At 72.3% G+C, this 26,637-nt stretch carries 20 protein-coding genes, 1 tRNA gene and 1 pseudogene; 12 read left to right on the top strand and 10 right to left on the bottom strand.

Going from position 1 to position 26,637, the window contains the following annotated elements; translation table 11 throughout:
• Window positions 1–105: 105 nt before the first annotated feature.
• On the bottom strand, window positions 106–810 hold the full coding sequence (locus tag LIX60_RS27000; RefSeq protein ID WP_227961444.1) for an MSMEG_4193 family putative phosphomutase: 705 nt from the start codon (window positions 808–810) through the stop codon (window positions 106–108).
• A 150-nt stretch (window positions 811–960) separates the two neighbouring features.
• On the opposite strand from LIX60_RS27000, the gene corA reads away from it, so the two are divergent.
• Complete coding sequence (gene corA / locus LIX60_RS26995; protein ID WP_227961442.1) at window positions 961–1,941, top strand: magnesium/cobalt transporter CorA; 981 nt, start codon at window positions 961–963, stop codon at window positions 1,939–1,941.
• Between the two features lie 166 nt (window positions 1,942–2,107).
• Window positions 2,108–2,722 carry a hypothetical protein gene (locus LIX60_RS26990; RefSeq protein WP_043463365.1) on the top strand — a complete coding sequence of 205 codons (615 nt, stop codon included), beginning with the start codon at window positions 2,108–2,110 and terminating at the stop codon, window positions 2,720–2,722.
• Between the two features lie 127 nt (window positions 2,723–2,849).
• Here LIX60_RS26990 and LIX60_RS26985 read toward each other — a convergent pair whose 3' ends face one another.
• On the bottom strand, window positions 2,850–4,283 hold the full coding sequence (locus LIX60_RS26985) for a nitronate monooxygenase (protein ID WP_227961440.1): 1,434 nt from the start codon (window positions 4,281–4,283) through the stop codon (window positions 2,850–2,852).
• A 241-nt stretch (window positions 4,284–4,524) separates the two neighbouring features.
• Window positions 4,525–5,574: an LLM class F420-dependent oxidoreductase gene (locus tag LIX60_RS26980; protein WP_043463361.1), complete on the bottom strand. Its 1,050-nt coding sequence runs from the start codon at window positions 5,572–5,574 to the stop codon at window positions 4,525–4,527.
• A gap of 150 nt (window positions 5,575–5,724) precedes the next feature.
• Here LIX60_RS26980 and LIX60_RS26975 point away from each other — a divergent pair, with 150 nt between their 5' ends.
• A complete protein-coding gene (locus tag LIX60_RS26975; RefSeq protein ID WP_227961438.1) occupies window positions 5,725–6,705 on the top strand; it encodes an aldo/keto reductase in 981 nt (326 codons plus the stop codon).
• Window positions 6,636–8,927 (top strand): helix-hairpin-helix domain-containing protein, encoded by a 2,292-nt coding sequence (locus LIX60_RS26970; RefSeq protein WP_265585832.1) that lies wholly within the window; start codon window positions 6,636–6,638, stop codon window positions 8,925–8,927. Before LIX60_RS26975 ends, LIX60_RS26970 begins: the two co-directional genes overlap by 70 nt.
• 51 nt (window positions 8,928–8,978) lie before the next feature.
• Here the strand turns inward: LIX60_RS26970 and LIX60_RS26965 are convergent, their stop codons facing one another.
• Window positions 8,979–9,689, bottom strand: a complete 711-nt coding sequence (locus LIX60_RS26965) for a hypothetical protein (protein WP_043463357.1) — start codon at window positions 9,687–9,689, stop codon at window positions 8,979–8,981.
• 47 nt (window positions 9,690–9,736) lie between these two features.
• Between LIX60_RS26965 and LIX60_RS26960 the strand changes: the two genes are divergently transcribed.
• Window positions 9,737–9,925 carry a DUF5703 family protein gene (locus LIX60_RS26960; protein ID WP_039821231.1) on the top strand — a complete coding sequence of 63 codons (189 nt, stop codon included), beginning with the start codon at window positions 9,737–9,739 and terminating at the stop codon, window positions 9,923–9,925.
• A gap of 114 nt (window positions 9,926–10,039) precedes the next feature.
• Here LIX60_RS26960 and LIX60_RS26955 read toward each other — a convergent pair whose 3' ends face one another.
• The 3 genes from LIX60_RS26955 to LIX60_RS26945 form a co-directional block, all read right to left on the bottom strand.
• Window positions 10,040–10,840 (bottom strand): chaplin, encoded by an 801-nt coding sequence (locus tag LIX60_RS26955; protein ID WP_227961434.1) that lies wholly within the window; start codon window positions 10,838–10,840, stop codon window positions 10,040–10,042.
• 140 nt (window positions 10,841–10,980) lie between these two features.
• A complete protein-coding gene (locus LIX60_RS26950; protein ID WP_227961432.1) occupies window positions 10,981–11,211 on the bottom strand; it encodes a chaplin in 231 nt (76 codons plus the stop codon).
• 158 nt (window positions 11,212–11,369) lie between these two features.
• Window positions 11,370–12,707, bottom strand: a complete 1,338-nt coding sequence (locus LIX60_RS26945) for a M20/M25/M40 family metallo-hydrolase (protein WP_227961430.1) — start codon at window positions 12,705–12,707, stop codon at window positions 11,370–11,372.
• A gap of 240 nt (window positions 12,708–12,947) precedes the next feature.
• On the opposite strand from LIX60_RS26945, the gene LIX60_RS26940 reads away from it, so the two are divergent.
• Window positions 12,948–13,032 (top strand) — tRNA-Leu (locus LIX60_RS26940).
• A 168-nt stretch (window positions 13,033–13,200) separates the two neighbouring features.
• Here the strand turns inward: LIX60_RS26940 and LIX60_RS26935 are convergent.
• Window positions 13,201–14,118, bottom strand: a pseudogene (locus tag LIX60_RS26935) (PHB depolymerase family esterase); the annotation flags it as partial.
• Between the two features lie 738 nt (window positions 14,119–14,856).
• Here LIX60_RS26935 and LIX60_RS26930 point away from each other — a divergent pair.
• The gene (locus tag LIX60_RS26930) at window positions 14,857–16,500 is read left to right on the top strand and encodes a ricin-type beta-trefoil lectin domain protein (RefSeq protein WP_227961429.1); all 1,644 of its coding nucleotides are present in this window, start codon (window positions 14,857–14,859) and stop codon (window positions 16,498–16,500) included.
• 123 nt (window positions 16,501–16,623) lie between these two features.
• On the opposite strand, the gene LIX60_RS26925 is transcribed toward LIX60_RS26930, so the two are convergent.
• Window positions 16,624–17,346 (bottom strand): hypothetical protein, encoded by a 723-nt coding sequence (locus LIX60_RS26925; protein WP_227961427.1) that lies wholly within the window; start codon window positions 17,344–17,346, stop codon window positions 16,624–16,626.
• A 431-nt stretch (window positions 17,347–17,777) separates the two neighbouring features.
• Here LIX60_RS26925 and LIX60_RS26920 point away from each other — a divergent pair, with 431 nt between their 5' ends.
• Entirely contained in the window at window positions 17,778–18,737 is a 960-nt protein-coding gene (locus tag LIX60_RS26920) for a hypothetical protein (RefSeq protein ID WP_227961425.1), read from the top strand.
• 214 nt (window positions 18,738–18,951) lie between these two features.
• On the opposite strand, the gene LIX60_RS26915 is transcribed toward LIX60_RS26920, so the two are convergent.
• Window positions 18,952–19,461, bottom strand: a complete 510-nt coding sequence (locus LIX60_RS26915; RefSeq protein WP_125622724.1) for a hypothetical protein — start codon at window positions 19,459–19,461, stop codon at window positions 18,952–18,954.
• A gap of 419 nt (window positions 19,462–19,880) precedes the next feature.
• On the opposite strand from LIX60_RS26915, the gene LIX60_RS26910 reads away from it, so the two are divergent.
• The 4 genes from LIX60_RS26910 (at window position 19,881) to LIX60_RS26895 (ending at window position 26,625) form a co-directional block, all read left to right on the top strand.
• A complete protein-coding gene (locus LIX60_RS26910) occupies window positions 19,881–20,411 on the top strand; it encodes a hypothetical protein (protein WP_227961423.1) in 531 nt (176 codons plus the stop codon).
• A 76-nt stretch (window positions 20,412–20,487) separates the two neighbouring features.
• A complete protein-coding gene (locus LIX60_RS26905) occupies window positions 20,488–20,943 on the top strand; it encodes a hypothetical protein (RefSeq protein WP_043463492.1) in 456 nt (151 codons plus the stop codon).
• Between the two features lie 89 nt (window positions 20,944–21,032).
• Window positions 21,033–22,037: a hypothetical protein gene (locus LIX60_RS26900; protein ID WP_227961421.1), complete on the top strand. Its 1,005-nt coding sequence runs from the start codon at window positions 21,033–21,035 to the stop codon at window positions 22,035–22,037.
• Window positions 22,038–22,089: 52 nt separating this feature from the next.
• Window positions 22,090–26,625: a hypothetical protein gene (locus tag LIX60_RS26895; protein WP_227961419.1), complete on the top strand. Its 4,536-nt coding sequence runs from the start codon at window positions 22,090–22,092 to the stop codon at window positions 26,623–26,625.
• The last annotated feature ends 12 nt before the right edge of the window (window positions 26,626–26,637 follow it).

Raw genomic sequence — 26,637 nt, 5'->3', positions numbered from 1 at the left:
TCTCGGGATGTCGGCGGTACCCGGCCGCGGCCGCCGCCGCGGGTGCCGGGCGGTCGCGCGGAGGGCCGCCCACCCGCGGGCTGTCCACCCTACTGTGGCCGGCGATCACGGTGCGCCCGCACCGCCTCCGACCGCGGCGTCCCCCGCCGCGGTGCTGTCCGGGCCGGTGGCGGCGGGTGCCAGACCGGCCAGGTCACCGGTGTCGCCGAGCCGCAGCAGGAAGGGGCGGAGCGGGGTGTAGCGGACGGCGGTGACGGAGCCGGGCTCGGCCGCGAGGCGCTGGAAGTGGTCGAGGTGCAGTCCGACGGCGTCGGCCACGACGGACTTGATGACGTCGCCGTGCGAGCACATGACGTAGACGGCCTCGGGGCCGTGTTCCGCCTCGATCCGGGCGTTCCAGTCGCGGACCGCGTCAACGGCGCGCGCCTGCATGGCCCGTACGGATTCCCCCTCCTCGCCGGGGAACTCGGCCGCGGACGGGTGCCGCTGCACGGTGGTCCACAGCGGCTCCTCGGCGAGGTCGGCCAGCTTCCGGCCGGACCAGTCGCCGTAGTGGCACTCGCCGATCCGCTCGTCGGCGTGGAGCGGCAGGCCGGGCCGGGCGTCCAGCAGCGGGCGCAGGGTCTCCCGGCAGCGCTGCAGCGGGCTGGTGACGGCGGCGGCCAGCGGGAGTCCCGCGAGCCGGGCCGGCAGCGCGGCGGCCTGGGCGGCGCCGCGCTCGTCGAGTCCGACGCCCGGGGTCCATCCGGCGAGGATCCCGGCGGTGTTGGCGGTGGACCGGCCGTGCCGGACGAGAAGCAGCGTGGGCATGGCGCCAGCCTAGGGCGTGCGGCGGGTGGCGGGCCGCGGGCCTCCGGTGCGGGGAGCGGGGCGGGCTCCGCCCGGACGGCCCGGCTCGCGTCCTCCGCTCCCCCGGCGGTCGCGTGCGCATGACTCCCGCAGACGGGGAATACGCAACGAGTGATCGTGGACTGTGCCATCTACCAGGACGGACGCCGTATCGAGGGCGCGCCGGACGTCACCGTCGCCCTCCGGGAGGCGCGCACCGAGCGCCACTCCTTCCTCTGGCTGGGGCTGAACGCGCCGACCCCGGAGGAGTTCGACAAGGTCAGCCGGGAGTTCGGGCTGCACCCGCTGGCGGTCGAGGACGCGCTCAAGGCCCACCAGCGGCCGAAGCTGGAGGTGTACGACGACTCGCTGTTCCTGGTGCTGAAACCGGTGGTCTACGACGCCGCCGCGGACACCGTCACCACCGAGGAGCTGATGGTCTTCCTCGGCGACTCCTTCGTGGTGACCGTGCGGCACGGCGAGGGCACCCCGCTGGCCGCGGTGCGCCACCGGCTGGAGCGGGAGCCCGAGGTGCTGCGGCAGGGGCCGACGGCGGTGCTGTACGCGATCAGCGACGCGGTCGTGGACCACTACATCGATGTGGCGGGCGAACTCCAGATCGACCTGGAGGAGCTGGAGACGCAGGTGTTCGCGCCGGAGGCCCTGGACCGGAGCGCCGCGGCGCGGATCTACACCTTCAAGCGGCAGATCGTCGAGTTCCGGCGGGCCACCGTCCCGCTCACCGATCCGATGACGCAGCTCACCCATGCCGCGCTGCCGTTCGTCGACGAGTCCGCCCGGCCGTTCTTCCGTGACGTCGGCGACCATCTGACCCGGGCCAACGAGAGCGTCGAGGGGCTGGACCGGCTGCTGTCGGACGTCCTGGCGGCGCATCTCGCGCAGACCGGGGTGCGGCAGAACGACGACATGCGGAAGATCTCGGCGTGGGCGGCGATGGCCGCCATCCCGACGATGGTCGCGGGCATCTACGGGATGAACTTCGAGCACATGCCGGAACTGGAGAGCGCCTGGGGCTATCCGGTGGTACTGGTGCTCATGGGTCTCGCGATCGCCGGTCTGTTCCGGGCGTTCAAGCGGCAGGGCTGGCTCTGAGCCCGGGTGTCCGGGTGCCCGGAGACCCGGAGGCCCGGCGACCGCCGGGCGGAGCAGGGGTGTCCGTCCCGGTGCGGGCCCTCCCCCGCTGATCGTTTCTCCCCGGCCGGTCCGCCCGCTGTCCGCCACCCTCGGTAGGGTGACAGCGGACCGGAGGGGGTAGTGGGTGAGTCTGTTCGGCAGAGCGGCGCGCGGCGGTCTCGCGCGGCCGCGCCTCGGTCCCGCCGGCTCGGACTGGTCGCCGTACGAGCGGTTCGACGAGGCGGCGCGGGCGTATTTCCTCCATGCCGACGTGGCGCTGGAGGCGGTCGGCGGTGTGCTGGGCCGGCGCCGGGTCCGCGGTTTCACGCTGGAACGCGTCGTGGATCTCACGGAGTCGGGCGCCTCGGTCTGGCAGGAGGCCGCGATCTGCGACGGCCGGCGGCTGATCCTGTGGCACAGCGAGGACGTCGCCGACGACCAGGCGCCGGGCGGCACCGTCCTCGACTCCTCGGTCCAGGTGCTGCCGCTGGAGTCGATCCGGCATGTGGGGATGCGGACGATGGTCGGCCGGGACGCGGCGGGCCGGCGGGTGGACCGCGGTGTGCATCTGGTGCTGGCCACGTCCACGCCGCACGAGCTGAACCCCGTGCCGGGCGGCGACCCGGAGGCGCCGATCGCCTCGGCCCGGTTCCGCCCCGAGGCGTTCCGGTTCAGCAAGTCGCTGGAGGACGGCGGCCCGGGGCAGATAGCGCGGCTGATCTCCTTCGGCCGGCTGCTGGGGCGCCTGGTCCCGCGCTGAGCCGCGCCGGGCCGGCTCCGTACCACGCCGGCCCGGGCCCCGTACCGAGCCGCCCCGGGTGGCCCTTCCCGTGCGGCCGCCCCGTCCCGTCGTGCCGCCGCTCGCCCGCAGGGTGCGGGGCGGGGGGTCAGAGCGCCTTCGCCCCGGCGGTGGTCCGCGCCGGGTCCGCCCCGGCGGTCTCGTCCAGGCCCTCCGACAGCCACCGCACCACCGACTCGGCGCTGTACGGCTCGCCGCCGGGAGCGATGCGCGGGAGGAAGTCCAGATCCTGGCCGATGGTGACGACCGGCGGTTCCACCCGGCCCTTCGGGCGGCGCTGCCCCAGCCCGATGGCGGCCGTCAGCCCGTTGCACAGGCACTGCCGCCCCTCCGTGTCGGCCCGGTCGCCGCCCTTGCGCTCGTAGGCCACCAGGGGTTCCGCCGGGCAGCGGTAGCCGAGGGCGCCGTCCGCGGCCCGGTAGGGGGTGCGCAGATAGCCGAGGTCGCAGACCCGGGGGCGGGCGGCGGCCACGGCCGGATCGGCGAGCGTTCCCGGCAGGTCGGCGACCTTGAACGGGAAGGACGTCGGGGACGCCGCCGGGTCGTTCCGCACGGTCAGCGCGGTGCCCAGCCGGCGCTCGATCAGCTGCCGCCGCAGGCCCGGTTCGAGCCCCGACTCCTCGCAGAGCGCGAAGACGCTGCCGACCTGCACGCCGGCCGCGCCCGCGGCCCGTGCCCGCGCCACCTGCTCCGGTCCGCACGCGCCGCCGGCGATCCAGAACGGCAGGCCGAGGGCGGCCATCCTGGCGAAGTCGGGGGTGTCGCGCGGTCCGTAGACCGGGTCGCCCCCCTCGTCCAGCCGCAGCGGTCCGCGGGGCGGGGCGCTGTGGCCGCCCGCGCGGTGGCCCTCGACCACGAAGCCGTCCGGCCGGGTCCGCTCGGAGCGGTGGAGGTACGCGGCGAGGGCCGGCAGCGAGACGATGGCGAGCACATCGGGGCGGCGCAGCCCGCCCACCGCGGCTCCGGCCAGCTCCGCCGCGGGGTCGAAGGGGACCGGCAGCGGCTCGGTGTCCCCCTCCACCGTCAGATCGGTGGTGACGGGCTCCAGGCGGGACAGCCGGGTGGCCAGGCCGGGAAGGTGCGCGGGGATCCCGGCGCCGACCAGGACGTAGTCCACACCGGCCAGGATCGCGCCGAACAGGGCGGGGGCGGTGGCGAGTTGGACCTTCTCCAGGTAGTTGACGCCCACGGGCCCGCGGTGGCCCTCCTTGGCGAGCCACACCTCGCAGAAGTTGGCGACCACGGTCAGCGCGCGGGCGGGGCAGCCGGGGTCGGCGGTCAGCGGGGGCGTGGTGAGGAAGCGCCCGCCCTCCCCGACGCCCCCCTCGACGAAGTACCGCTCCAGTACGGCCCCGGCGGTGCCGGGCACGGGGTAGGCGGCCAGCGCCCGGCGCAGGTGCCCTCCGGGGTCACCGCTCTGCAGGGTGCGGATCAGCACGGTGTCCAGCGCGGTGCCCGAGACGACTCCGAGCTGCCCGGTCCGCGCCACGGCGCGGGCCAGCCGCCATCCGGACACCCCCACCCCCATCCCGCCTTGGATCAACCAGGGACGGCCGGACGTCGGGATGTGCACGGTTCCTCCAGGGGTCGCCGGGGCCGGGGCCCTCAGCCTCCGCCACCGGAACCTACGCTAGCGTAAGTACGGTCGCGTCCCCTTGGGACCTTCGGTCCCCTTACCGGCCGCCCTCCGGGTGCGTCACTCCGGTCCGCCCCGGGCGGGGCCCGTCCCCCGGCGGGCCCTCACCGGGTCACGTTCCGCACCGTCAGGCCAGTCCGGCCCGCTCCAGGGCCTCGACGCCGGCGCGCAGGGCGGCGATCCGCTCGTCCAGGGTGAAGCCCGCCGGGGTGAGCGACAGGGTGGTGACCCCGGCCGCGGCGTAGGCCTGCATGCGGTCCGCGATGCGCTCGACGGGGCCGAGCAGCGAGGTCGAGTCGATGAGTTCGCGCGGGACGGCCGCGGCGGCGCCCTGCTTGTCGCCGGCCAGGTACTTCTCCTGGATCTCGGCGGCCTCCTTCTCGTACCCCATGCGCCGGGCGAGCTTGTTGTAGAAGTTCTGCTTGGCGCTGCCCATGCCGCCGACGTAGAGCGCGGTGTAGGGGCGGAAGATGTCCGCCAGCGCGTCCACGTCGTCGCCGAGCGCCATGGGGACGGTGGGCACCAGGTCGAAGCCGTCCAGGGTCCTGCCGGCCTTCTCACGGCCCGCGCGGAGCGCGCCCAGCGTCGTCTCCTCCGCGTGCTCCGGCGCGAAGAAGAGCACCAGGGCGCCGTCGGCGATCTCGCCGGTCTGTTCCAGGTTCTTCGGGCCGATCGCCGCTATGTACAGCGGCACCTCCTCGCGCACCGGGTGCACGGTGAGCTTGAGCGCCTTGCCGGGGCCGCCGGGGAGCGGCAGCGTCCAGTGCTCGCCCTCGTGGGTCAGCCGTTCGCGGGACATCGCCTTGCGGACGATCTCGACGTACTCGCGGGTGCGGGCCAGCGGCTTGTCGAACTTCACGCCGTACCAGCCCTCGGAGACCTGCGGGCCGGAGACGCCCAGGCCGAGGCGGAAGCGGCCGCCGGAGAGGGAGTCCAGGGTGGCGGCCGTCATCGCCGTCATGGCGGGGGTGCGCGCCGGTATCTGGAGGATCGCGGAGCCGATGTCGATCCGTTCGGTCTGCGCCGCGACCCAGGCCAGCACCGTGGGGGCGTCGGAACCGTAGGCCTCCGCCGCCCAGCAGACGGAGTAGCCGAGCCGGTCGGCCTCGCGGGCGACCGCGAGGTTGTCGGCGTCCATGCCGGCGCCCCAGTAGCCGAGGTTGATCCCAAGCCGCATATCGCTCCCTTTACTGGTCGGTAACGTCTCTCCGGCGGACTGTAGCGCGCGGGCACCGCCGTCCGGCAGTGCCGGAGCGGGCCCGCGGCCGTCCCGGGGGTATGACTCGCGTCACCGCGGCCCGGCCGGCGGCCAGTACTCTCTCCGGCCATGGAGCAGAGGCATCTCGGCCGAACCGGCCTGCGGGTATCGCGGATCGGGCTCGGCACCCTCACCTGGGGTCGTGACACCGGCGAGCACGACGCCGCCGAGCAGCTCAAGGCGTTCTGGGACGCCGGCGGGACCCTGGTCGACACGGCCGACGTCTACGCCGACGGCGCGGCGGAGTATCTCCTCGGCCAGTTCCTGGCGGACCTCGTCCCGCGCCGCGACCTCGTCATCGCGACCAAGGCCGGCAGCGTCCCCGATCCGGAGCGGCGCTTCGACGGTTCGCGCGGCCATCTGCTGGCCGCCCTCGACGCCTCGCTGGAGCGGCTCGGCACCGACCACGTCGACCTGTGGCAGGTCCACGCCTTCGATCCGGCGACCCCGCTGGAGGAGACGCTGCAGGCCCTGGACCTCGCGGTGACCAGCGGACGCGCCCGGTACGTGGGCGTCTCCAACTACAGCGGCTGGCAGCTCGCCAAGGCGGCGACCTGGCAGCTCGGCGTCCCCGGCCGCACCCGGCTGGCCAGCACGCAGATGGAGTACTCCCTGGTGCAGCGCGGCGTCGAGCGGGAGGTGCTGCCCGCCGCCCGGGACCTCGGGGTGGGGCTGCTGCCCTCGTCGCCGCTGGGCCGGGGCGTGCTCACCGGCAAGTACCGGCACACCACACCGGCCGACTCGCGCGGCGCCTCGGCTCACATGTCCGGCTTCGTCGCGCCGTATCTCGACGAGTCGGCGGGGCGCATCGTGGACGCGGTCGCCATCGCGGCCGACGGCCTGGCCACCACCCCGCTGCACGTCGCCCTCGCCTGGGTCCGTGACCAGCCCGGTGTGGTGGCCCCGATCGTCGGCGCCCGGACGGCACAGCAGCTCACGGCGGCGCTGTCAGTGGAAGCGCTTAGTCTTCCCGACGAGATCTGCCGCGCGCTCGACGACGTGTCGGCGCCCCTGCACCGCTATCCCGACCAGGACTGGAGCACGCTGTGACCACGGACCGCCCCGCCGGCGAGACCGCTGCCGCCGCCCCGGCACCGGAGGAGTCCCCCGCGTCCGCCGGCGCACCGGCACCGGCACCGCCCGCCGGGGAGGGCACCGCCGAGCGGTCGCCGTCGGCCGAGGCGCTGGCCGCCGCCGTGCGGGCCGTGGAGAGCGGGGAGCGGCCCGCCTCCGCCTTCTTCAGCGAACCCCGCCCCGCCGCCCGGCCTCCCGCCCCCGCGGAGCGGCTCGGCCCCGCGGCCCGGCCCGGCCCCGCCGCGCGGCCCGGCCGCTCCGGGCCCGTACCGCCGGAGAGCGGCGGAGGCGGGCCCGTGCCCGGCGCCGCCGGGGTGCCCGGCGCCCGGCCGCCCTCGGCGGAGCGGGCGGCCCGGAGCGCCATGGTGCGGGAGGTGCTGGCCGCGGGCGGGGCCCCGGAGACGCTGGCGGAGCCGGTGGCGGATCTCCTCGGAGAGCGGGCCGCGGACGCCCTCCGCGAGGACCCCTGGCAGCTGCTCGCCGTGCCGGGCGTCCAGCCGGAGCAGGCGGACGGTTTCGCGCGCGCCCTGCTGGGACCGGAGGCCGGACCGGGGGACGAGCGCCGGGCCCAGGCGCTGACCGCCTGGCTCCTGGAGCGGGCCGCGCTCCGGGGGCACACGGCCCTGGAGCCCTCGGCGCTGAGCGAGGCCCTGGCCCGGCAGGCGGTGCCCGACCCCGAGGCGGCGCTGCACGAGGCGATCGCGGGCGGCGCGGTGCTCGTCTTCCAGGACGCCCTCGACGCCTCCGGCCCGGCGGGCCCGGGCGCCCCGCCCGGCCCGGCGGCCGCGCCGGAGGGCGAGGAGGCGGAGCAGCCGGTCCGGGTGCTGCTGGGGCTCGACCGCTACGCCCTGGCCGAGGAGAGCCTCGCGGACGGCCTGGGCCGGATCGCGGGCGGCTTCGCCCCGGACGGCACCCCCGGCTCCGGTCCGGACGCCGCCGCCTGGGAGGCGGCCGCGGAGGCCGCGCCGTCGCCGTCCGCCGCCGAGCTGATCCGGGCGGCGGCCGGCCACGGGCTGGTGGCGCACACGGGCGGGGAGACGGCGCGCGCCGAGCCGCTGGCCCTGGTCGCGGCCGCGCGCGCCCTGGGCCTGCGCGCCTGGGCCGCCGTGCACAGCCCGGCGGGATGCCGGCGGGCCGCCGCTCTGCTCGGCGCGTCCCCCGCCCCCGATGTGACGGAGAAGCCGGAGGGGCCGGACGGCGCGGACGGCGCGGCCGAGGACGCGGACGCGGACGGAGCCGTGGTGACGGTCGCCGGGCTGCTCGCGGGCGGTGAGGGCCCGGGGCGGGATCCGGAGGGAGCGCTGGAGCTGGACCTGCTCGTCGTCCTCGACGCGCCGCAGCTCGATGTGGAGACGGCCGCGATGCTCACCGAGTCCCTGCCGGACGGCGCCCGGCTGGTGCTCAGCGGTGACCCGGGCGTGCTCTGGTCGGCCGGTCCGGGCAAGGTGTTCGCGGATCTGCTGTCCTCCGGCTTCTGCCCCCGCGTCACCTCCCGCACCCCGGACCCGGGCCCGGTCGGCGAGCTGGTGTCGGCGATCGGCATCGGCGAGCTGCCCTCGGTGGAGGCACCCGGCAAGGAGGTGGTGATCGTGCCGGTCCGGGACGCCGGGGAGGCCGTGCACCGCACCGTGCAACTGGTCGCCGACTCGGTACCGCGCGCGATCGGGGTGCCCCCGGAGCAGACCCGGGTCATCACCCCCGGCCACGCCGGAGCGGCCGGCACCCGCGCGCTGAACGCGGCCCTCAAGGAGCGGCTCAACCCGGGGCCGGGGCGGTTCGGCGGCTTCGACCCGGGCGACCGGGTGGTGTACACCCGGGCTCCGGGCCGGGCCCTGACCGGCACCGTGGTCTCGGCCGACGCCGAGGGCCTGCGGCTGGAGTGGGACGGCGGCCGGATGACGGTACCGCGCGAACGGGTCGCGGCCGGGGCCGTGCGGCACGGCTGGGCCCTCACCGCGCACCAGGCGGCCGGAACCACCTGGCCCGCGGCCGTGGTGGTCCTGCCCGGGGACGCCGCGCGGGCGCTGACCCGGGCCTGGGTCTACACGGCCTTCGGGCGGGCCGAGCGCCATCTGTCGGTGGTGCACGGCGTGGAGCAGGCGCTGCCCCGCGCGGTGGCCGAGGTGCCGGTGACGGAGCGCACCACCCGGCTGCGGACGCTGCTGCGCGCCCTCACCCCACCGCCCGCCCAGGGCTGAGACCGCTCACCGGCCGGGGCGCCACGGCGAGCGGCCCGGCCGGGAGACGGCTCAGCGCCTCGTGTCGGGGGTGTCCGGGGCGAGGATCTCCAGACCGTCGGGCAGGGCCTCCTCGGCCTCGTCCTCCTCGTCCTCCTCCTCGTCGAAGACGGAGCTGACGTCGAAGCGGCAGAGGACGCGCTGCGGGTCCACGTCGTCGAAGGGGGCGTTCAGCCACTCCCCCGGCTCGGCGGGCTCGTCGGCGGCCGTCACCCAGAGGGTGGAGTCGCCCTCCTCGAGTCCGAACTCCTTGTGCCGGGAGGCGATCTCGTCGGGCTCGAACTCCCCGAACAGCACCCCGAGGGCGGTGTGCACACTGCTGCCCACTCCGGCGATCTCGGCGCGCGCCCCGTTCACGGCGGGCTCCGCGTCCGGGTCCAGCTCGACGATCCGCTCGGCCTGGGCGAAGAGCCGGCGGGACTCGGCCACGGAGTAGTCGCGCCGGATCAGCACGCTCAGAGCACTGGGATTCTCCGGGCCCGTGTAGGCGGGCAGCGAGCCGTCGCCGGGGATCTCGAACGGGGTGACCTCGTCGTACGCCTCGTACAGCAGTTCGTCGTACTCCTCGGCTGCCGCGGCCAGCTCGTTGAACGCGGCGAAGACGGCCGGGTCGTCCTCACCCGACCGGCGCTCGACCGCGTCGAGGTGTCGGTCCAGCGCGGCTTTGACCGCCTCGGCGGCGGCGCGTACCTCGGAAGCGGATGGCTGGGCAGCATCAGACATAGTGCAGACGCTATCCGTACATGGGCCTTGCCCGCACAATAGATGCGATGCCGGAATATGAATTTCGTGACGTGTATGTGCCGCGCGGGGTCTCCCGCCACGCGGCGACCCGCCTGCTGACCGACCACGCCGAGTACGGGCACTGGGAACTGGACCGACTTCTGCTCATGCGCGACGGCAGCCGCAGGGTGCGGCTGCGCCGCCGGATCATCCGTCAGGTCCGCGCCACCTGGTAGACCCGGCCTCCGCACACACGCGGGGAGCGGGCCCCGAAACGGGACCCGCTCCCCTGTTGTGCCGTCATGGGTGTGCCCGGCCCGCGGCGGGCCGGGCACACGGACGCGTCGGTCTCAGGCCTTGACCCGGGACCGCCGGTAGAGCAGTGCGCCACCGAGGAGAAGCCCCGCGCTGAGCGGCAGGGTGACCGCCAGCGAGTCGCTGCCCGTTTCGGCGAGGGTCTCGATGCCCTCGGGCTGGTCGACCAGGGTGGTCTCCTCGTCGGCCGGCGTCTCGCCACCGCCCTCGGCGGTCTCCGGACCGCCGGGGCAGCCCTCACCGCCCGGGCAGTCCTCATCGAGGCTGCCCGGCTCGACCGGGTCTTCCCCGCCCGGGTCTCCCGGCTCACCCGGGGTGCCCGGGTCTCCCGGCTCACCCGGGCCGCCCGGCTCCTCACCGCCCGGCCCACCGGGGCTGCCCGGACCGCCCGGACCGCCCGGAGTCCCCGGGCTGCCCGGGACTCCCGAGCCCGAGCTCCCGGTGCAGTCGTTGTCCCGGACGCTGTCTCCCACGCCGATGACGCTCACACCGGTACCGCAGGCGTTCACCGGGGCGTTGACCGGGACCTGGACCGAGTTGCCGGAGGCGATGCCCCCGGAGTCACTGGTGGCCCCCTGGGCCTGCGGACCGTTGCCCGAGCCGCCGCAGTCGTTGCCCGTGGCCGGGTTCAGCAGGCCGACGACACTTGCGGTGGTACCGCAGATGTTGACGGGCGCGTTGACCGGCGCCTGGACCGAGTTGCCGGAGAGGATCCCCGGCGAGTTCGCGGCGCCTCCCTCGGCGCTCGAGTCAGCGCAGGCGTAGCCGGCAGTGGCGGCGAGTACGCCGCCCGCGGCCGCTGCGGTGATCAGGCTCTTCCTCGCGACATGTCGCATGGATGTGTTTCCTCTGTCTCTGCCATTCGAAAAGCGCGCGGGCTTGTCTCCCGCCCGCCGGAAAACGGACGGCCCCGGAGTGCATGGTGTGCGCTCCGGGGCTGCCCGGCGCTCGCACCCTTCCGGGCCGTCGTTCAGCGTCAGGGTGAGCAGGCGTTGCCGAAGGCGGGGTTCAGGACGCCGACCACGGAGACCGTCGTGCCGCACACGTTCACCGGCACGTTCACCGGAGCCTGGACCGCGTTGCCGGAAGCGATACCCGGGGAGTCCGTGGCGGAGCCCAGGGCACCGGAGTCGGCGGCAGCCACACCCGCACCGGCGAGCATGAGTCCGCCGGCGGCAGCGGCGACGGCCACGACCTTCTTGATCATTTGTTCCTCCTAGTTGGCAGTGCGAACCCGACCTCGGATCGCACTCCCTGTAACGAGGAAGGAGTAAAGGGGGAACGAGCCGCCGCGGCGCTTCACTCTTTCCGGCGAGACCCGCACACCGCGTTGATTTTCCGGCGTGCGGCCGGAGTTCAGCGGCGTCAGCAGCGGTCGAGGAAGCGGTCGAGCACCCGGACGCCGAAGGTGAGGCCGTCCACCGGCACCCGCTCGTCGACGCCGTGGAACATGCCGGCGAAGTCGAGCTCCGGCGGGAGCTTCAGCGGCGCGAAGCCGAAGCAGCGGATGCCGAGGTCGTCGAAGGACTTGGCGTCCGTTCCGCCGGAGAGGCAGTACGGCACGGCGTGCGCGATCGGGTCCTCGGCCTTCAGCGCGTACCGCATGGCGTCGACCAGGGAACCGTCGAAGCCGGTCTCCAGGGCCTTGTCGGTGTGCACGTCCTCGCGCTTCACCCGCGGGCCGAGGACGCGGTCGAGATCGGCGAGGAACTCCTCCTCGTATCCGGGGAGGAAGCGTCCGTCGACGTGCGCGGTGGCCTGCCCGGGGATCACGTTCACCTTGTAGCCGGCCCCGAGCATGGTGGGGGCCGCCGTGTTGCGGAGCGTCGCGCCGATGATCTTGGCGATGCCGCCGAGTTTGGCGAGGGTCTCGTCCATGTCCTCCGGGTCGAGCGGGGTGCCCAGCGCGTCGGACAGCTCGTCGAGGAAGGAGCGCACCGTCTTGGTGACCCGCACCGGGAACCGGTGCCGGCCGAGCCGGCCGACCGCTTCGCAGAGCTCGGTGATGGCGTTGTCCGTGTTGGTCATCGAGCCGTGGCCGGCGGTGCCGTCCACGGTGAGGCGCATCCAGTGCATGCCCTTCTGCGCGGTCTCCACCAGGTAGAGGCGGAGGTTCTCGTTGACCGTGAAGGAGAAGCCGCCGACCTCCCCGATGGCCTCCGTGACCCCCTCGAAGAGGTCCGGGTGGCGGTCGACGAGATGGCGCGCCCCGTACACGCCGCCGGCCTCCTCGTCGGCGAGGAACGCCAGCACGATGTCGCGCGGGGGCTTCCGTCCGCTGCGCAGCCGGTCGCGGACGACGGCGAGCGTCATCGCGTCCATGTCCTTCATGTCGACGGCGCCGCGGCCCCAGACGCAGCCGTCGGCGATCTCGCCGGAGAACGGGTGGTGCGTCCAGTCCTCCGGGCTGGCCGGGACGACGTCGGTGTGGCCGTGGATGAGCAGCGCGGGCCGGGAGGGGTCCTCGCCCTCGATCCGCGCCACGGTGGAGGCGCGGCCCGGGTGCGACTCGAAGATCCGCGGTTCCAGGCCGACTTCGGCGAGTTTCTCCGCGACGTACTCGGCGGCGGCGCGCTCGCCCGGCCCGGAGTGGTCCCCGTAGTTGCTGGTGTCGATCCGGATCAGGTCCCGGCAGAGATCCACGACCTCGTCCTCGCCGGTGACCTTGCCGGTGGTCGCCGCGGCGGAATGCGACTCGCTCACGCTGGCCTGCCTTTCTGAGTGCGTCCCGGCCGGCCGGGTCACGGCCGTCGCCGGGCGGGATTCCCCACCATCCTCCCGCGCCCAGGCGCTCTCCCCAAGGTCCCCGCCGGAGGGCCGCCGCTCCCGTACCGTCCGGGCGGGCGGCCGGGAGCGGTTGATCGGGTGGCTGATCGAGGGCTCCCGGATGTTTGCTATGGTTTTCCCGTCGCCACAGGCCACGGCCACGGCGGCGGACACCTCGTCCGGGTGGCGGAATGGCAGACGCGCTAGCTTGAGGTGCTAGTGCCCTTTATCGGGCGTGGGGGTTCAAGTCCCCCCTCGGACACCGAAGTCGGGAAACAGCCCGTGCGGGCGGCGTGAGCCGCGCACCGCACGGGCTTTCCGCTGTCCGGAGCCGGGCCCCCGGAGCCGCCCCGGCGGCGCACCGGCCGCGGCGGGTGTCCCGCGGCGGGCCGGCACGCGCCGGGCGCCGGTCCGCGGCCTACCGGCCGCCGGTGGACGCGGTGGACTCGAACTGGGTGAAGAACTTCCACACCTCTGCCGACGTCCAGGTCTGCCAGCCCTGCCCGGTGGACCCGTCCAGGGGCGCCGGGGTGTGGCCTCCGTCGAACGCGGCCCAGACGACGGGATATCCGTCCCGGCAGCCGGAGTAGGCGGTGACGATGTGGGTCCGGCTGCCGTTGGGCGGCTCGGGCGGGTTCTGCTGGGCGCAGCCGTTGTTCCTGACGAAGGTGTCGCGCAGCGACCGTCCCAGGGAGATGGGCAGCACGTTGTCACTGCCGCCGTGCAGCCCCATGTACGCGACGGGCTCGGTGCCGCCGCTGCATCCGCTGAGGTTCGCACCGGCGTAGACGGCGACGGCCCGGAACACCGAGGCCCGGGTGCAGGCCAGCGCGTACGTCATCGCGCCGCCGTAGCTGAATCCCGTGGAGAACCGCTGTGTCTCGTCGACACACAGATCGGCCTCGACCTGCTGGCGCACGGCGTCGAAGAGGGCCACGTCCTGACCGCCGGAGTTGGCCCAGCCGTTGTTGAGGCCCTGCGGCGCGACGAAGATCGTGGGGCTGCCCGAGCTCTCCGCGAGCCTTCTCAGTCCGTAGTAGGACCAGTTGTAGCCGTCGGCTCCGCCCGAGTCGACGTCCTGGGCGGTGCCGTTCAGCCAGTGGAACCCGAAGATCAGCCGGTGGGGGCGGTTGTTGTCGTAACCGGCCGGGATCCTGAGGATGTAGCTGCGGTTCTGGCCACCGCTCCAGATCGTGTGCGTACCGCTGGTGAGCGTCGGAGCCTTGCCGCATCCGGCGGTCCCCGAGGCGGCGGGGACGCTCGGAGGCGGCGCTGCCGTGCCGAGGCCGCTGCTCAGCGCGGTACCGGCAGGGGCCATGACGAGAAGTGCCGCGAGCAGGGCGGACATGACGAGGGAGGCGCGTCTCATGGTTCTCCTTCCTTTCCTTGCGGGCTGTTTCAGAGGGCCCTGGTGGGCCGTCTCAGGGAGTGGACAGCTCGGACCGCGCCGGCTGACATCGTGATCTGACCAGGACGTGTCTCGCCCCTCTGTGGCGACGCGGTCGGGTGAGCGGGGGTGGATCGGCTGCCGCCGCGGGTGCGGGCTGGTACCCGTGCCCGGCGGTGCAGGCTGTGCGGCTCCTCGCCGGGGCTCATCCCGCGTTCACCAAGCGTTCCGGTCTTCCTCGCAGTGGCGTGGCGGGAGCCTCAGCGGTACTCACATGCGGGCGGTGCGGAATGCGGGGGCTGCGATGCCGGCCGCGGGGCGCGCGACCGGGGACGTCGATGAATGTTCGATATTTCGATCATCAATCGACTAGTCGGACGTCATGCATGTTAGGAGACACACGGCATTCGTCAACACCCCTGCGGAATCAGCGACTTGGGCACAGGCCACCGAGCACCCGCGAACCCGTGGCCGCGGAACGCGACCCTCGCGCGGCCCGACCCGCCAGCGGATGGCGCCCCAGCAGGCCGGGGGCACCGGAGTCCCCCTCCTTGCACACCGGAGGTCTTGACACCACCCGAAGCCTCCCTACCATCCATGAATGTCTGACACTTCGAATGCCGTTCGGCATATCGAATGCTCTCTGGATCCCCGCACCACCTGTGCCGTGCCCTGTCCCTCGTGCGAAAGGAACGGACGGTGCCCCTACGATCAGGCAGACGACTGCTCGGCCTCTGTGCGGCCGCCGCGTTGACCGTCACCGCATGCGTCACGGCCCCGGCCCCGGCCGCCCGGGCCGCGCCCGGAAGCCCCGCGGTCACCCCGCCGCTGGGCTGGAACAGCTGGAACAGCTTCGGGTGCGGCATCACCGAGGCACAGGTCCGCCAGGCCGCCGACGCGATGGTGTCCTCGGGCATGCGGGACGCCGGCTACCGGTACGTGGTGGTCGACGACTGCTGGTTCGACCCGCAGCGCGACGCCGCGGGCAACCTGCGGGCCAACCCGGCGAAGTTCCCCAGCGGGATGAAGGCGCTCGGCGACTACATCCACGACAAGGGCCTCAAGTTCGGCATCTACCAGGCGCCGAACGAGAAGACCTGCGCGCAGGGCGTGGGCACCTACCCGGGATCCACGGGCAGCAAGGGGCACGAGCGCCAGGACGCCGCCACGTTCGCCTCGTGGGGAGTGGACTACCTCAAGTACGACTGGTGCTCCTCCAGCGGCACCCGTGACGAACAGGTCGCACGGTTCACCCTCATGCGCGACGCCCTGCGCGCGACCGGACGCCCCATCGTCTACAGCATCAACCCCAACAGCTTCCACGCCATCACGGGCGACACGTACAACTGGGGCGAGGTCGCCGACCTGTGGCGGACGACCGAGGACCTGCTCGACATCTGGCAGAACGGCAACACCAACAGCTACCCGATGGGCGTCGGCAACGTCCTGGACGTCACCGCGCCCCTGGCCGCCCAGGCGGGCCCCGGCCACTGGAACGATCCCGACATGCTCGTCGTCGGCCGCCCCGGCCTGTCCCTGACCGAGTCCCGCTCCCATTTCGCCCTGTGGGCACTGATGGCCGCCCCGCTCATGGCGGGCAACGACATCCGCACCATGTCCGCCGACGTGAGCGAAATCCTGCGCAACCCCCGCCTGCTGGCGGTGAACCAGGACCCACTGGGCGCGGGCGGCCGCAGAGTACGCGACGACGGCGACACCGAGGTGTTCGCCAAGGCCCTGTCCGACGGATCGGTCGCCGTGGGCCTGTTCAACCGGGGGAACGGCGCCACGACCGTCACCACCACGGCCGCGGAAGCCGGTCTGGCCGGCGGGTCGTTCACCCTCACCGACCTGTGGACCGGCGGCACGTCGAGCACGTCCGGCCGGATCTCGGCGAGCGTTCCCGCACACGGGGTGGCCGTGTACCGGGTGACCGGCGGCAGCCCGCTCACCGCCACCACCTCCCGGCTGCGCACCGCCGGATCCGATCGCTGCCTCGACGTGGCCAACGCCTCCACCGCGGCCGGGGCGACGGCGCTGATCTGGGACTGCCACACGGCCGCGAACCAGCTCTGGACGACCTGGGCCGGCGGCGAGATCCGGGTCTTCGGCGACAAGTGCCTGGACGCCTACGAGCAGGGCACGGCCAACGGCACCCGCGTCGTCACCTGGCCCTGCAACGGGCAGGACAACCAGAAGTGGACTCTCGATCCCGACGGATCCATCCGCAATGTCCACGCCGGGCTGTGCCTGGACACCGACCGGGCCGGCACGGCGAACGGGACTCCGCTCGTCCTGTGGACCTGCGACGGCCGGGCCGGCCAGCGGTGGACCCGCGTGTGAGCATCCGGCGGGTCCTGAGCCCGCCCGTCCGGTGAATGCGTACCGGCGGTACGGTCGCGCCGTCCCGGATGGACGGAGGGGCTTCTGCCGCACGCCGGTCCGGCCACCGCCCGGCCCGCTTCCTCAGCCGGTGCCGGGCGGCCCGGCCCCCGGTACCGGCGGTGGGGCGCCTTCACGCGACGCCTCCGTGGCGCGCTTCTCGACGAAGTAGGCGCCGAAGGTGCCCGCCAGGGCGGCGACGACCACCACCGAGTACATCGCCAGCAGCACCTGCAGGACCCTGCCGTAGGCACTCACCGTGCGGACGGGCTCGCCGCTGATCGTCATCAGCGCGGTCGCGTGCAGCGTGGCGGCGTAGGAGCCGTGGGCGCCGTCGAACTCCCACAGCAGCTCACTGGCCGCGACGACGACGATCAGCGACACCATGGACAGCCACACCGCCCGGTCGCCGAGGATCCGCCCGGCCGAGCGGGAGGACCGCAGGGTGGAGGAGAGCACTCTGCCGGTGCGCAGCAGCCGCAACGACTTCAGCAGGCGCAGCACCCGCAGGAACGGCAGTACCAGGAAGATGATCTGCCACCCGTTCCTGCGCAGAAAGCGGCCGCGGTGGGAGGCGAGCGCGAGCCGGGCCGCGAACTCGGCGGCGAAGGCCCCCCACAGCAGCCACCCGGCCACGGAGAGGGCGGTGGCCGCCCCGCTCCCCGGCTCCGCCATGCGCTCGCCGACGACGACCAGCAGGAACAGCAGCCCCAGGCCGCTCATCACCGGGGTGAGGCGCTCCAGCAGGTCGTGCGCCAGCACATCACGGGAGCCGGCATCCCACCGTTCCGGACGGCGCCGTACCACGCTGAGCCACCTCCGCTGCGAACCCGCCCCGCGCGGCGCGACGGGACCCACCACGTCACCACTTCACCACGACACCGGAACACCTGCCGGACCTCAACCCCAGGACGTCCGGAGTGATCCATCAGGGCTCCCCCGGCCGGGTCATCCCATGGGCTCCTTCCCCGGAAAGCCGCGGGCACCTGCCGCCCGTGCGGCCGTCGGCCGAGTCGCTCGGACCGGGACAGGCCATCTGCTCATCCACCAGCAGAGGACACGCCGCGATGTCCGCGCGGAAGGCGTGAGCCGCCATGAGCCGCCCTGCGAGTCCTGGAGATGGCGTGGGAATGCTTACCGTCGATTGAAGAGCGGTCATGTCATCGGCGCGGGCTCCGCGGCCGAAGCGGTGCGGCGGCGAGAGAGAGCGAACCGGGCGAGGCAGGGCAGGGACCACGATGGAGAACAGGCGATCGGGTGATGTGGCGGACGCGGACGGTCTCGTCGAGAACGCCGCGGAGATCGCCCTGACGGCGTTCTGCTGGTGGCGCACCGACCTCCCGCAGGACGTGTGCGAGGACTACTGGCGCGATGTGCACGGGATCATGTTCGCCCGCGCTCCGGGCCTCTGGCAGTACCGGCAGCTTCGGCTCGCCGCCAACCGTCCCGACCTCTGGCCGGCGGTCCCGGGCGTCTCCTTCGACGCGCCGGACGGAGCACAGCCCCAGGGCATGCCGCACGGACTCTTCCTCTCCGAGGCCGATCTGGCCGCGTTCGGCAGTCATCCGCTCGCGAGGGAGACCATCCCCCACGACACCCGCACCTTCATCAGCCGCATCGGCGCCCAGCTCTCGCCTCCCGGCGGCGGCCGCACGCTCGTCGACCGCGTCAACGACCCCGCCCCGCAGGGGGCTCCCGCGGTGCCGACCTTCGTGCTCTGCTTCGTCCCACGAGCGGGAGCCGCGCCGGCCGGGGCGTTCCACCGCCACCTGACGGAGCGTGTGGCGCGCCCCTGGAGCGGGCATCCGGGCGTCCTGCGTCTGCGTGTCGAGCCGCTGCCCCCGTACGGCCGTTCGGCCATGAGCTCGCCCGGGGTACCGCACCGGTGGCCGGCGGACGAGACCTATCTCGGCTGGATCGAGCTGGCGGTGCGCGACGAGGGCGTCGCCGGCGATCTCCTGAGGGGCGCGGTCGCCGATGAACTCGCCGAACACGTCACGGCCGTCCACACGTACCCGGTCCGCGAGATCTACACGATCATCGCCGCGGGGCGGCCGACCGAGGTCGGCCTGCGCGGCTATCCGGCGGTGCGGACGATCAACGCCGCGGGCGCCGACGATCAGCGCGGTGTGGCGGTCCTGCGCCTGCTGTACGGCGATGCCGTGCGCGGGCTCGACCAGCCCGGGTGGCGGAGGTGAGGTGGGCGCCGGAGCTCTGACATGCGGACTTCAAGACACGGAACAGCCGGGGCGGCCCGGGGATCGTCTGCCGCGAACGCCACTCGCCGCACCGGCGGTCACCTGCTCACGGTCGGGGGGTCAGGGGCTCCTTTTCCGGCCGTCCGGCCCTCCGCGCGGCCCCGGCGTCGTCGCGCCCGCCCGGGGCCGGGCGGGCGCGAAGCGTGTCAGCCCGTCAGAGTTCCCGGAGGTAGTACATGGTGCGGAAGCCGCCACTGGTCGAACAGCTCAGCGTGTTCTGCGTGTTGGTGTACGTGAAGCCCTGCGGAACCGTGCAGGCCCAGAGCCCTGTCCGGGGGGCGCGCAGGTAGTACATGGTGCGGAAGCCGCCACTGGTCGAGCAGCTCAGCGTGTTCTGCGTGTTGCTGTAGGTGTAGCCGGGCATGGTGGTGCACGCCCACAGGCCGTCCGCAGGGGGCTGCACGTAGTACATGGTGCGGAAGCCGCCACTGGTCGAACAGCTCAGCGTGTTCTGCGTGTTGGTGTACGTATAGCCGGGCGGGATCGTGCAGGACCAGTACCCGGCGGCGGCAGAGTTCTCGGCCGGGGCCGCGGTCCCGGCCGCCGCCGGAGCCGGGGCGGCGGGCGGCGCGGCGGACGCCGTACTCGGGGCCAGGGCGGCGCCCAGCATGACGACGGCGGAGCCGACGCCGAGCAGCAGGGAGCGGAGTCTCGATCGCAGCATGGAACAGCACTCCTGGTTGGTCGTCCTGCGGACAGAACCAACGGGTGGGGGGCCGACCGGAGTCCGTCCTGTGCTCCGGCCGCCGCAACGCGATGGGATGCTCGCAGGCGCACCGTCCACCGGCAAGTGCCCCTCCCCCGCCACCGTCGAAGATCGGCCGGTCGCGAAGTGGACACCGGCCTGCGCCGTTGCCCCGAACACCGGCACCGGCCGCTCCCCGGCGCCTCGTCCTGTGGCCGAAAGACCGCGCCGCGTCGTCTCCCACCTCAGTCTCGCCCCCCGACCCGCTGACCCGCCGGGCACGGACCAACCGGCCAACCGGCGCCGCGGGGCCGCCCTCGGACCGGCGTCCTGAATTGATCCCCCGCGGCAGATAATGCGTTGAAGCCGTGTCGGCCCGTGGCTAGAGTGCAGCGGTCGTGCGATTTGGCATGGACTGCTCAAACACACCGGGGGATCCGTGCACTTACGTACCGCGCTTCAAGTCGCCGCTGCCGCTGACCCTACTGGCAGCAGGGTGCAGCACGGAGGGCGGGAACGGCGGCACTCCCGGCGCCTCCCCCGCGGCGACCGGGTCCGCGGAGGCGGCTGTCACGCCTTCGGGGGAGACGCCCGGCGCGCCGCCACCGGATCCGGATCCGGTGCCGTCCTTCTCCCAGGACGGCACGACGCGGATTCCGCGGTACGGCGATGTGGAAGTGAAGGCAACCCCCAAGGAGAACGGCGCCGTCACCCCGGTCACCGTGCACAACGACACGGATGAATCCGCGCATTACGACATCGTTGTCCACATCGGCAACGACATCGACTGGGTCGCAACCGGCACCTTCCGTATCCATGGCGTCCCCGCCCACGGCAGCGAGAGCGAAGCCTCAACCGTGGGAGGAACGCATCTCGGACCCATTCCGCAGCGACCGAAGATCTCCATCGACAGAATCCCGACCTACTGAAGAGGAACCGGTGAAGAACCTTTCCTTTCGCCCTGCCTACAGGGCTTCCTGCGCCGTCCTCGTTTCCGCCTCCGCCGTGTTGGCAGCGGCTGTTCCCGCGCAGGCCGCGGAGTACAAGGTGACGGACAACTGCGATGTCCCGTGGATCAACTGCACCGAAGGGGACATCTTCCTCTTCTACAACTCGAAGGCGTACTCGTACAACGCGGACGGCTCGCGCTACGTGACGAGCTGGTCGATCTTCTACGGCAACGTCAGCGACTACTGGGGCACCAGCCGGTACCAGGGCTCCAGCCTGAGCACCTACCGCTACGTGTTCAACGGGAACGGCAGCGGCTCCTGGCAGTACATGAAGAACAACGCGGCATCCGTCATGAACTGCGCCCCCGCCGACAACTACCGCGTCTACTACAACTCCGGCTACGGCGGCACCTCCCAGTACTTCGGCAAGAACGGCCCGTACGGGGACTGCAACCACACCGACCTGATATCCGCCCTGAAGAACAACAACGCGTCCCAGCACTTCGCCTAGACATCGGCCCGGAAACCCGCCCGGAAACCCGCCCGGAAACCCGCCCGGGAATCCGCCCGGGCCCGGAAACCCGCCTGGAAAGAGACTGCATGACTCCCACCAAGAAGGCACTCGCCGTCGTGGCCGTCGCCGCCACCGGCCTGATATCCGCCTGCTCCTCGAACGCGACCACGGACGCCTCGCCGGCAGGGGCGGACAGACAGATCGTCGACAAGAGCATCTGGCCCGAGGAGACCCCCGTCAGAGGCCTGACGAAGGGTCTGAAACTGCCGCTGGAGGACTACATGCTCTCCTACGCGGACACCGTCGCCATCGACGAGGCCAAGAACGCCCTTCAGAAGCAGTGCATGGCCGAGTACGGGTTCACCGTCGACTTCCCCGCGCCCGGCGCGAACCCGCCGCCGAGCAACAACGACGCCAACATCGAACGCCGCTACGGCATCACCGACGAGACGGTGGCCAAGACGTACGGCTACGGCATCCCCGAGGAGCTGACTCACCACACCGACCAGCGCATGCAGGAGCTGTCGGATGTCGAGGTCGAGGTGCTCACCGGGCACACCAAGCCCGAGAAGGCCGCGCCGCCGAAGGATGCCGAGGCGGGTGAGCCGTACTTCGCCGCGGCACCCAGGACGAAGCCCGCGCGGGCCGAGCACAACGGCAAGAAGCTCCGCGAGGGAGGCTGCGCCGGCTGGAGCGACGAGCAGCTCGGCGCGGCCAAGCAGCAGGCCGACGCGTTCACCGTGAGCGACCTGAACGGCGACAGCCTGGTTCGGTCCCAGCAGTCCGAGCCGGTCCAGAACGTCTTCAAGGACTGGTCGTCGTGCATGAAGACCAAGGGGCACGCGGGCCTGGCCGACCCGTACAAGGCGATGGACGCGGGCCTTGCCCTCGACAAGGACGGCAAGGCGACCGCCGAGTCCATCCGGATGGCCCTGGACGACATCGCCTGCAAGGAGAAGACGGACCTGGTGAAGGTCTGGTTCGACGAGGAGTCGAAGATCCAGCGACAGCAGATCGAGGACAACAGGGCGCAGCTGGATTCGGCGAAGAAGTCGAAGAAGGCCGTGCTCGCCGAGGCCGACGCGCAGTAGCCAACGCGGCATGGACACCGCGCAGTAGAGACCCCGCAGTAGACGACAAAGGATGTCTGTGAGACACGCGTACAAGCACTGGCGTGTTCCCGTCACCACCGTGATGGCGATCGCGCTGGCGTTACCCCTGAGCCTGCCCGCGCAAGCGGCCGGCCCCACACCGCCGGACGGCGCGGCCCAGGGCTGGGCCGGGCAAGCCGACGCCAAGTCGAAATCCAAGCCGGAGTCCAAGCCGAAGCCGAAGCCGCGTTCCGTCGCCAAGGGCGACCGTGCGGCGGTTCTCGGTTCGGGCCACGCATCGTCGAAGGACACCGCGTTCACCACGTCCGGTGACGGCACCGGCTTTCATCTCCTCGTCGCCGACGAGCGTGGCGGCTACACGTGGAAGACCGCCGCGACCCTCTCCGAGGACGGCTTCGACGCCGACACCTGGATCGGCAACGCCTGTCTGACCGGGTCCGGGAAGTACGCGGCCGTCGCGTACGCGCCCCGCACCTTCACCAACAAGCCCGAGCTGATGGTGCGGGGAGCGTTCACCGCCATCGTCGATCTCGGCAGCGGCGAGGTCACCAAGCTGCCCTTCACCGCGTCCCTGGCCCACTTCTCCCCCGGCTGCGGCAACGGCCGGCAGACGGTGTTCACGCAGCTCTCCTGGGACGGCGACGCCGAGCAGAAGACCCGGCTGATCAGCGTTGACGCGGCCACGGGCAAGCCCTCCCGGCCGGTGTCGTTTCCCGGGCAGGTCACCTCCGCCGTCCCCACCCGGGACGGCATCGTCGCGGCGCACGGCGACAAGCTGGTGCGGATCAACGGCAGCAGGGAGCGGGTGCTCGCCGCCACCACGGCGGTGCCGTTCCAGATCACGGCCGACAGCGACGGCGGCGTCACCTTCATCGACCGGCAGCCGGAGAAGACGGACACCGAGACGGTCAGCTGGGCCAAGCACCTGGCCCGCCCGCAGGTGAAGGCCGGCGAGAAGGCCACGCCGGTCACCGTCGCCTCCGGGCACCTGCGGGACTGGGACCTGACGGGCACCCCGTCGGGCCAGGTCTTCATCACCGGCAAGGCGGCGGAGAAGGGGAGCCTGCCGGACACGGTGAAGAACCCGGGCCGCCTCGCCAAGGGCGCCCGCATGTCCAGCCTCGGCCACGCCGCCGTCTCCACCACCTGGGCGGACGGAAAGACCAGCCTGATCACCCCCAGCGAAGCCGACGCGGTCCGCGACGCCCGCACCACGCTGCGCGTGCTCGCCACCGGGAAGACCGTCACCCTGGACGTCACCCCGAAGGCCGCCGGCGGCAACGCCCGCACCGGACGCGCCCCTTCACCGGCCCTGGGGCTCCCAGTGGCGTCGCAGCGCGGGCCGAAGGCGCACAGCGGAACGAAGCCGCAGGGAGGCGCAGCGCCGCTCGCCGAGGGCGGCATGTCCGCGCAGACGGTGCGCACCCAGCCCCTCGCCGGCAGGGCGGACAGCCCGTCCGAGGGCACGGACGAGCGCTACTGCGCGGTCGCCCGCAACGACGTCAGGAAGCAGGCGTTCCAGCCCACCCCCCGGCAGGTGGAGTGGGCCGTGGACCAGGCCGTCGTCGGTGAACTGAACTTCTACCGCTCGCCGAACTGGAAGAACACCGGCATGGGCGGCTACCAGCCCCAGGGCGGCCTGTTCCCGGCGACGGTGCTGGCCGGTGACCCCAACGGCACCCTCGACAACGAGGACCCCGACGTCACCGACCGCTGGCACATACCCTCGCAGGTGATGCTCGGCGTCACCGCGCAGGAGTCCAACATGTGGCAGGCCACGCGGTTCGCCGTCCCGGGTGTCACCGCCAACAGCCTCATCGGCAACTATTACGGCACCCAGTACACCTCCGACGGCACGCAGGCCGACCCGTGGCGCATCAACTTCTCCGAGGCCGACTGCGGTTACGGCATCACACAGGCCACGGACGGCATGCGGCTGTCCGGCAAGGAGAAGGACGGTGAGACGGCGCTGTCCACCTACACCCAGGAGGCCGTCGCGCTGGACTACACCGCCAACATCGCCTACGGCGTGCGGATCCTCTCGGACAAGTGGAACCAGACCTACCGGGCCGGCATGAAGGTCAACGACGGCCATCCGCAGTGGATCGAGAACTGGTTCTTCGCCCTGTGGGCGTACAACTCCGGCTTCTACCCGACCGCCGACTCCAGCGGGCACAAAGGGCTGGGCTGGACCAACAACCCGGCCAACCCGCTGTGGAAGGCCAACCGCGTGCCCTTCCTGCAGAGCGCCACGAACCCGGCCGGGGACGACTACAGCCATGCCGCGCACCCGCAGGACTGGCCCTACGAGGAGAAGGTCCTTGGCTGGGCGGCCCGCCCGATCTCGGCGATGTTCGCTCCCGGCGACTTCCGGCCCGGCTACCTGGCCGCCTGGTGGAACACCAACGCGGACCGCAGCACCGTCAAGCCGCCGCTCGACCTGTTCTGCGACGCCTCCAACGACTGCGAGCCGTCCAAGATCGGTGACGACGACTCCAACGATCCCGGCCTGGGCGCCTGCAAGCTCGACGCGGGCGACTCCAAGAGCAACCCGCACTGGCTGCACTGCTGGTGGGACAAACCGGCCGAGTGGAAGAACTGCGACACCGGGGCCGAGTGCGGCCACCAGGTGCACCGCTTCAACACCTCGTATCCGGAACAGCCGGACGCCAACTCCTACCCGCCGCGCTGCAGCAGCGGCCTGCCCTCGAACGCGCTGATCGTGGACGAACTGCCGGACGGCACGACCCCGGCGGGATCGGATTCACGCGGCTGCGGGGCGGTCGAGTCGGACGGCACGTTCGCCTTCACCTACCGCCCCTCCGACATCATCGATGCCGATACCGGGGAGACGGTCACCACCTATCCGGGGAAGATCGATACGCATCAGATCGGCGCGGCGTACGGCAACCACTTCTGGTTCACGCACACCCGCTCCCCCGAGTCCTTCCCGGAGCCCGGCGACCGCATGAAGGTGACGGGAACGTGGAAGCTCGGGAGCCGGATCACCTCCCATGACGGCCAGGCCAAGGTGTACGCGCACATACCCGACCACGGGGCGCAGACCTCCAAGGCCGAATACCGCATCAAGCACGCGCACGGCACCACCGTCAAGGCGGTCTCCCAGGACGCCAACCAGTCCAACAAGTGGGTGGACCTGGGGGCGTACCGATTCAACGACAGCGTGCCCGAGGTCAGTCTGGACAACTTCAACGGCGGCGACGGCTCCAAGGACATCGCCTACGATGCCATCGCCTTCGTACCCGGGGACTACGACGGTCTGAACGACATCGTCTTCCCCGAGGCGGACCCGGACGCACCCGAGGTCGACTTCGTGGCCGCTCAGGATGCCGAGGAAGTGCCCGCGGGAGCCGCTCTGAAGTCGTCGGCGGCCGCCGCGCGGGAGAGCCAGAAGTGCGCGACCGGTCGCGACGGGATCCGCTGGTGCGGCTCCTATGTGCCGCTGGACGAGAAGAAGGCCGCCTCCCTGAAGAGGGAGGGGCGCGCAGCAGCGGCCGCGGGCCCCGTCGGCTGGTGCGCGAACGTCAACGGCGCGGCCATGCAGAGCAGGACGCAGGGGTGTCTGCGCGGCCTGCTTCCGCTGACGGCGACCCGCAACGGCGCCCCTGTCGGCAACGCGACCATGAAGGTCGTCCAGGAGATCGACCTCGATCCCGAGTCGAACGAGTTCACCACGTGGACCCAACTGTCTTTGGTCAGCATGACGGGGCTCACCTCCACCACGCTGACGTCGTTCGCGGAGGACTGCTGGCCGACGGGCGACTGCACCGAAAGCACCGGGCCCTGGACCGGCGGCACGACGTGGACCCCCGGTGACACGCACGTCGCCACCCGGACCAACACCTACACCTGGAAGAAGACCACCGGGGGCGAATCGAAACTGGACTTCACGTGGGACACCGCTTGGTCCACACCGAGCGCCGGTGTTCAGGCCGTCCCGAAGTGGACCAACAGCGCCTTCGACATCCGCTGCGACAACAAGGTGGGCGGCAACACCGGATGCGTATTCCCCCGGTACACGCCGACGCTTCAGCTGAACACCAAGAAGTACCCGGCCGCCGCCGCGTACTACTGGGTGCTCATGGAGAAGCTGGCCTCTCACCCCGGCAGCGAGCGGCGCAACAAGCCACTGCACCGCCTGGCGGACGATGCGAAGGCCAAGGAGAACCGGGGCAAGATGTGCAGGCTCGCGGTCGCGGAATGGAACCCCCATCCGAACGCGGACGGCACCAGTTGCGACGAGTACCCGTTCGCCAAATCCCGTGAGAGCGGCGGGATGACACTGTCCTCGGGCAAGTACTGCGCACAGTTCTACGCGGACAAGCAGTCCAATGGGAGCTGGATGCTGAAGCTCGACAACAACTATCCGTATCCGACGTGGAACGAGATCTGCGGCCGCGCCGCGGTCCCGGCCAAGCAGAACACGGATGCCGGTGGCGACCTCGGACGGTTCACCTCCGAGATCCGCCTGCTCGACCGTGACCCGTATGTCGTTCAGACCGGTTTCGAGTACTGCGACATCACGTCGGTCTGCGACCTCAGCTGACAGCGGCGCCGC

It is taken from the genome of Streptomyces sp. S07_1.15 (assembly GCF_020739505.1).
Taxonomy (GTDB): Bacteria; Actinomycetota; Actinomycetes; order Streptomycetales; family Streptomycetaceae; genus Streptomyces; species Streptomyces xinghaiensis.
Note: the sequence above shows the minus strand (reverse complement) of the source record. Positions and strands in the feature narration are given on the sequence as shown.

Bases quoted from the DNA above. Each gene is read 5' to 3' on its own strand.
- LIX60_RS26895 (WP_227961419.1), top strand. From the start codon at position 22,090: ATGTCTGTGAGACACGCGTACAAGCACTGGCGTGTTCCCGTCACCACC.
- LIX60_RS26915 (WP_125622724.1), bottom strand. From the start codon at position 19,461: ATGCTGCGATCGAGACTCCGCTCCCTGCTGCTCGGCGTCGGCTCCGCC.
- LIX60_RS26975 (WP_227961438.1), top strand. From the start codon at position 5,725: ATGGAGCAGAGGCATCTCGGCCGAACCGGCCTGCGGGTATCGCGGATC.
- LIX60_RS27000 (WP_227961444.1), bottom strand. From the start codon at position 810: ATGCCCACGCTGCTTCTCGTCCGGCACGGCCGGTCCACCGCCAACACC.
- LIX60_RS26955 (WP_227961434.1), bottom strand. From the start codon at position 10,840: ATGCGACATGTCGCGAGGAAGAGCCTGATCACCGCAGCGGCCGCGGGC.
- LIX60_RS26965 (WP_043463357.1), bottom strand. From the start codon at position 9,689: ATGTCTGATGCTGCCCAGCCATCCGCTTCCGAGGTACGCGCCGCCGCC.
- LIX60_RS26900 (WP_227961421.1), top strand. From the start codon at position 21,033: ATGACTCCCACCAAGAAGGCACTCGCCGTCGTGGCCGTCGCCGCCACC.
- LIX60_RS26960 (WP_039821231.1), top strand. From the start codon at position 9,737: ATGCCGGAATATGAATTTCGTGACGTGTATGTGCCGCGCGGGGTCTCC.
- LIX60_RS26980 (WP_043463361.1), bottom strand. From the start codon at position 5,574: ATGCGGCTTGGGATCAACCTCGGCTACTGGGGCGCCGGCATGGACGCC.
- LIX60_RS26920 (WP_227961425.1), top strand. From the start codon at position 17,778: ATGGAGAACAGGCGATCGGGTGATGTGGCGGACGCGGACGGTCTCGTC.
- LIX60_RS26950 (WP_227961432.1), bottom strand. From the start codon at position 11,211: ATGATCAAGAAGGTCGTGGCCGTCGCCGCTGCCGCCGGCGGACTCATG.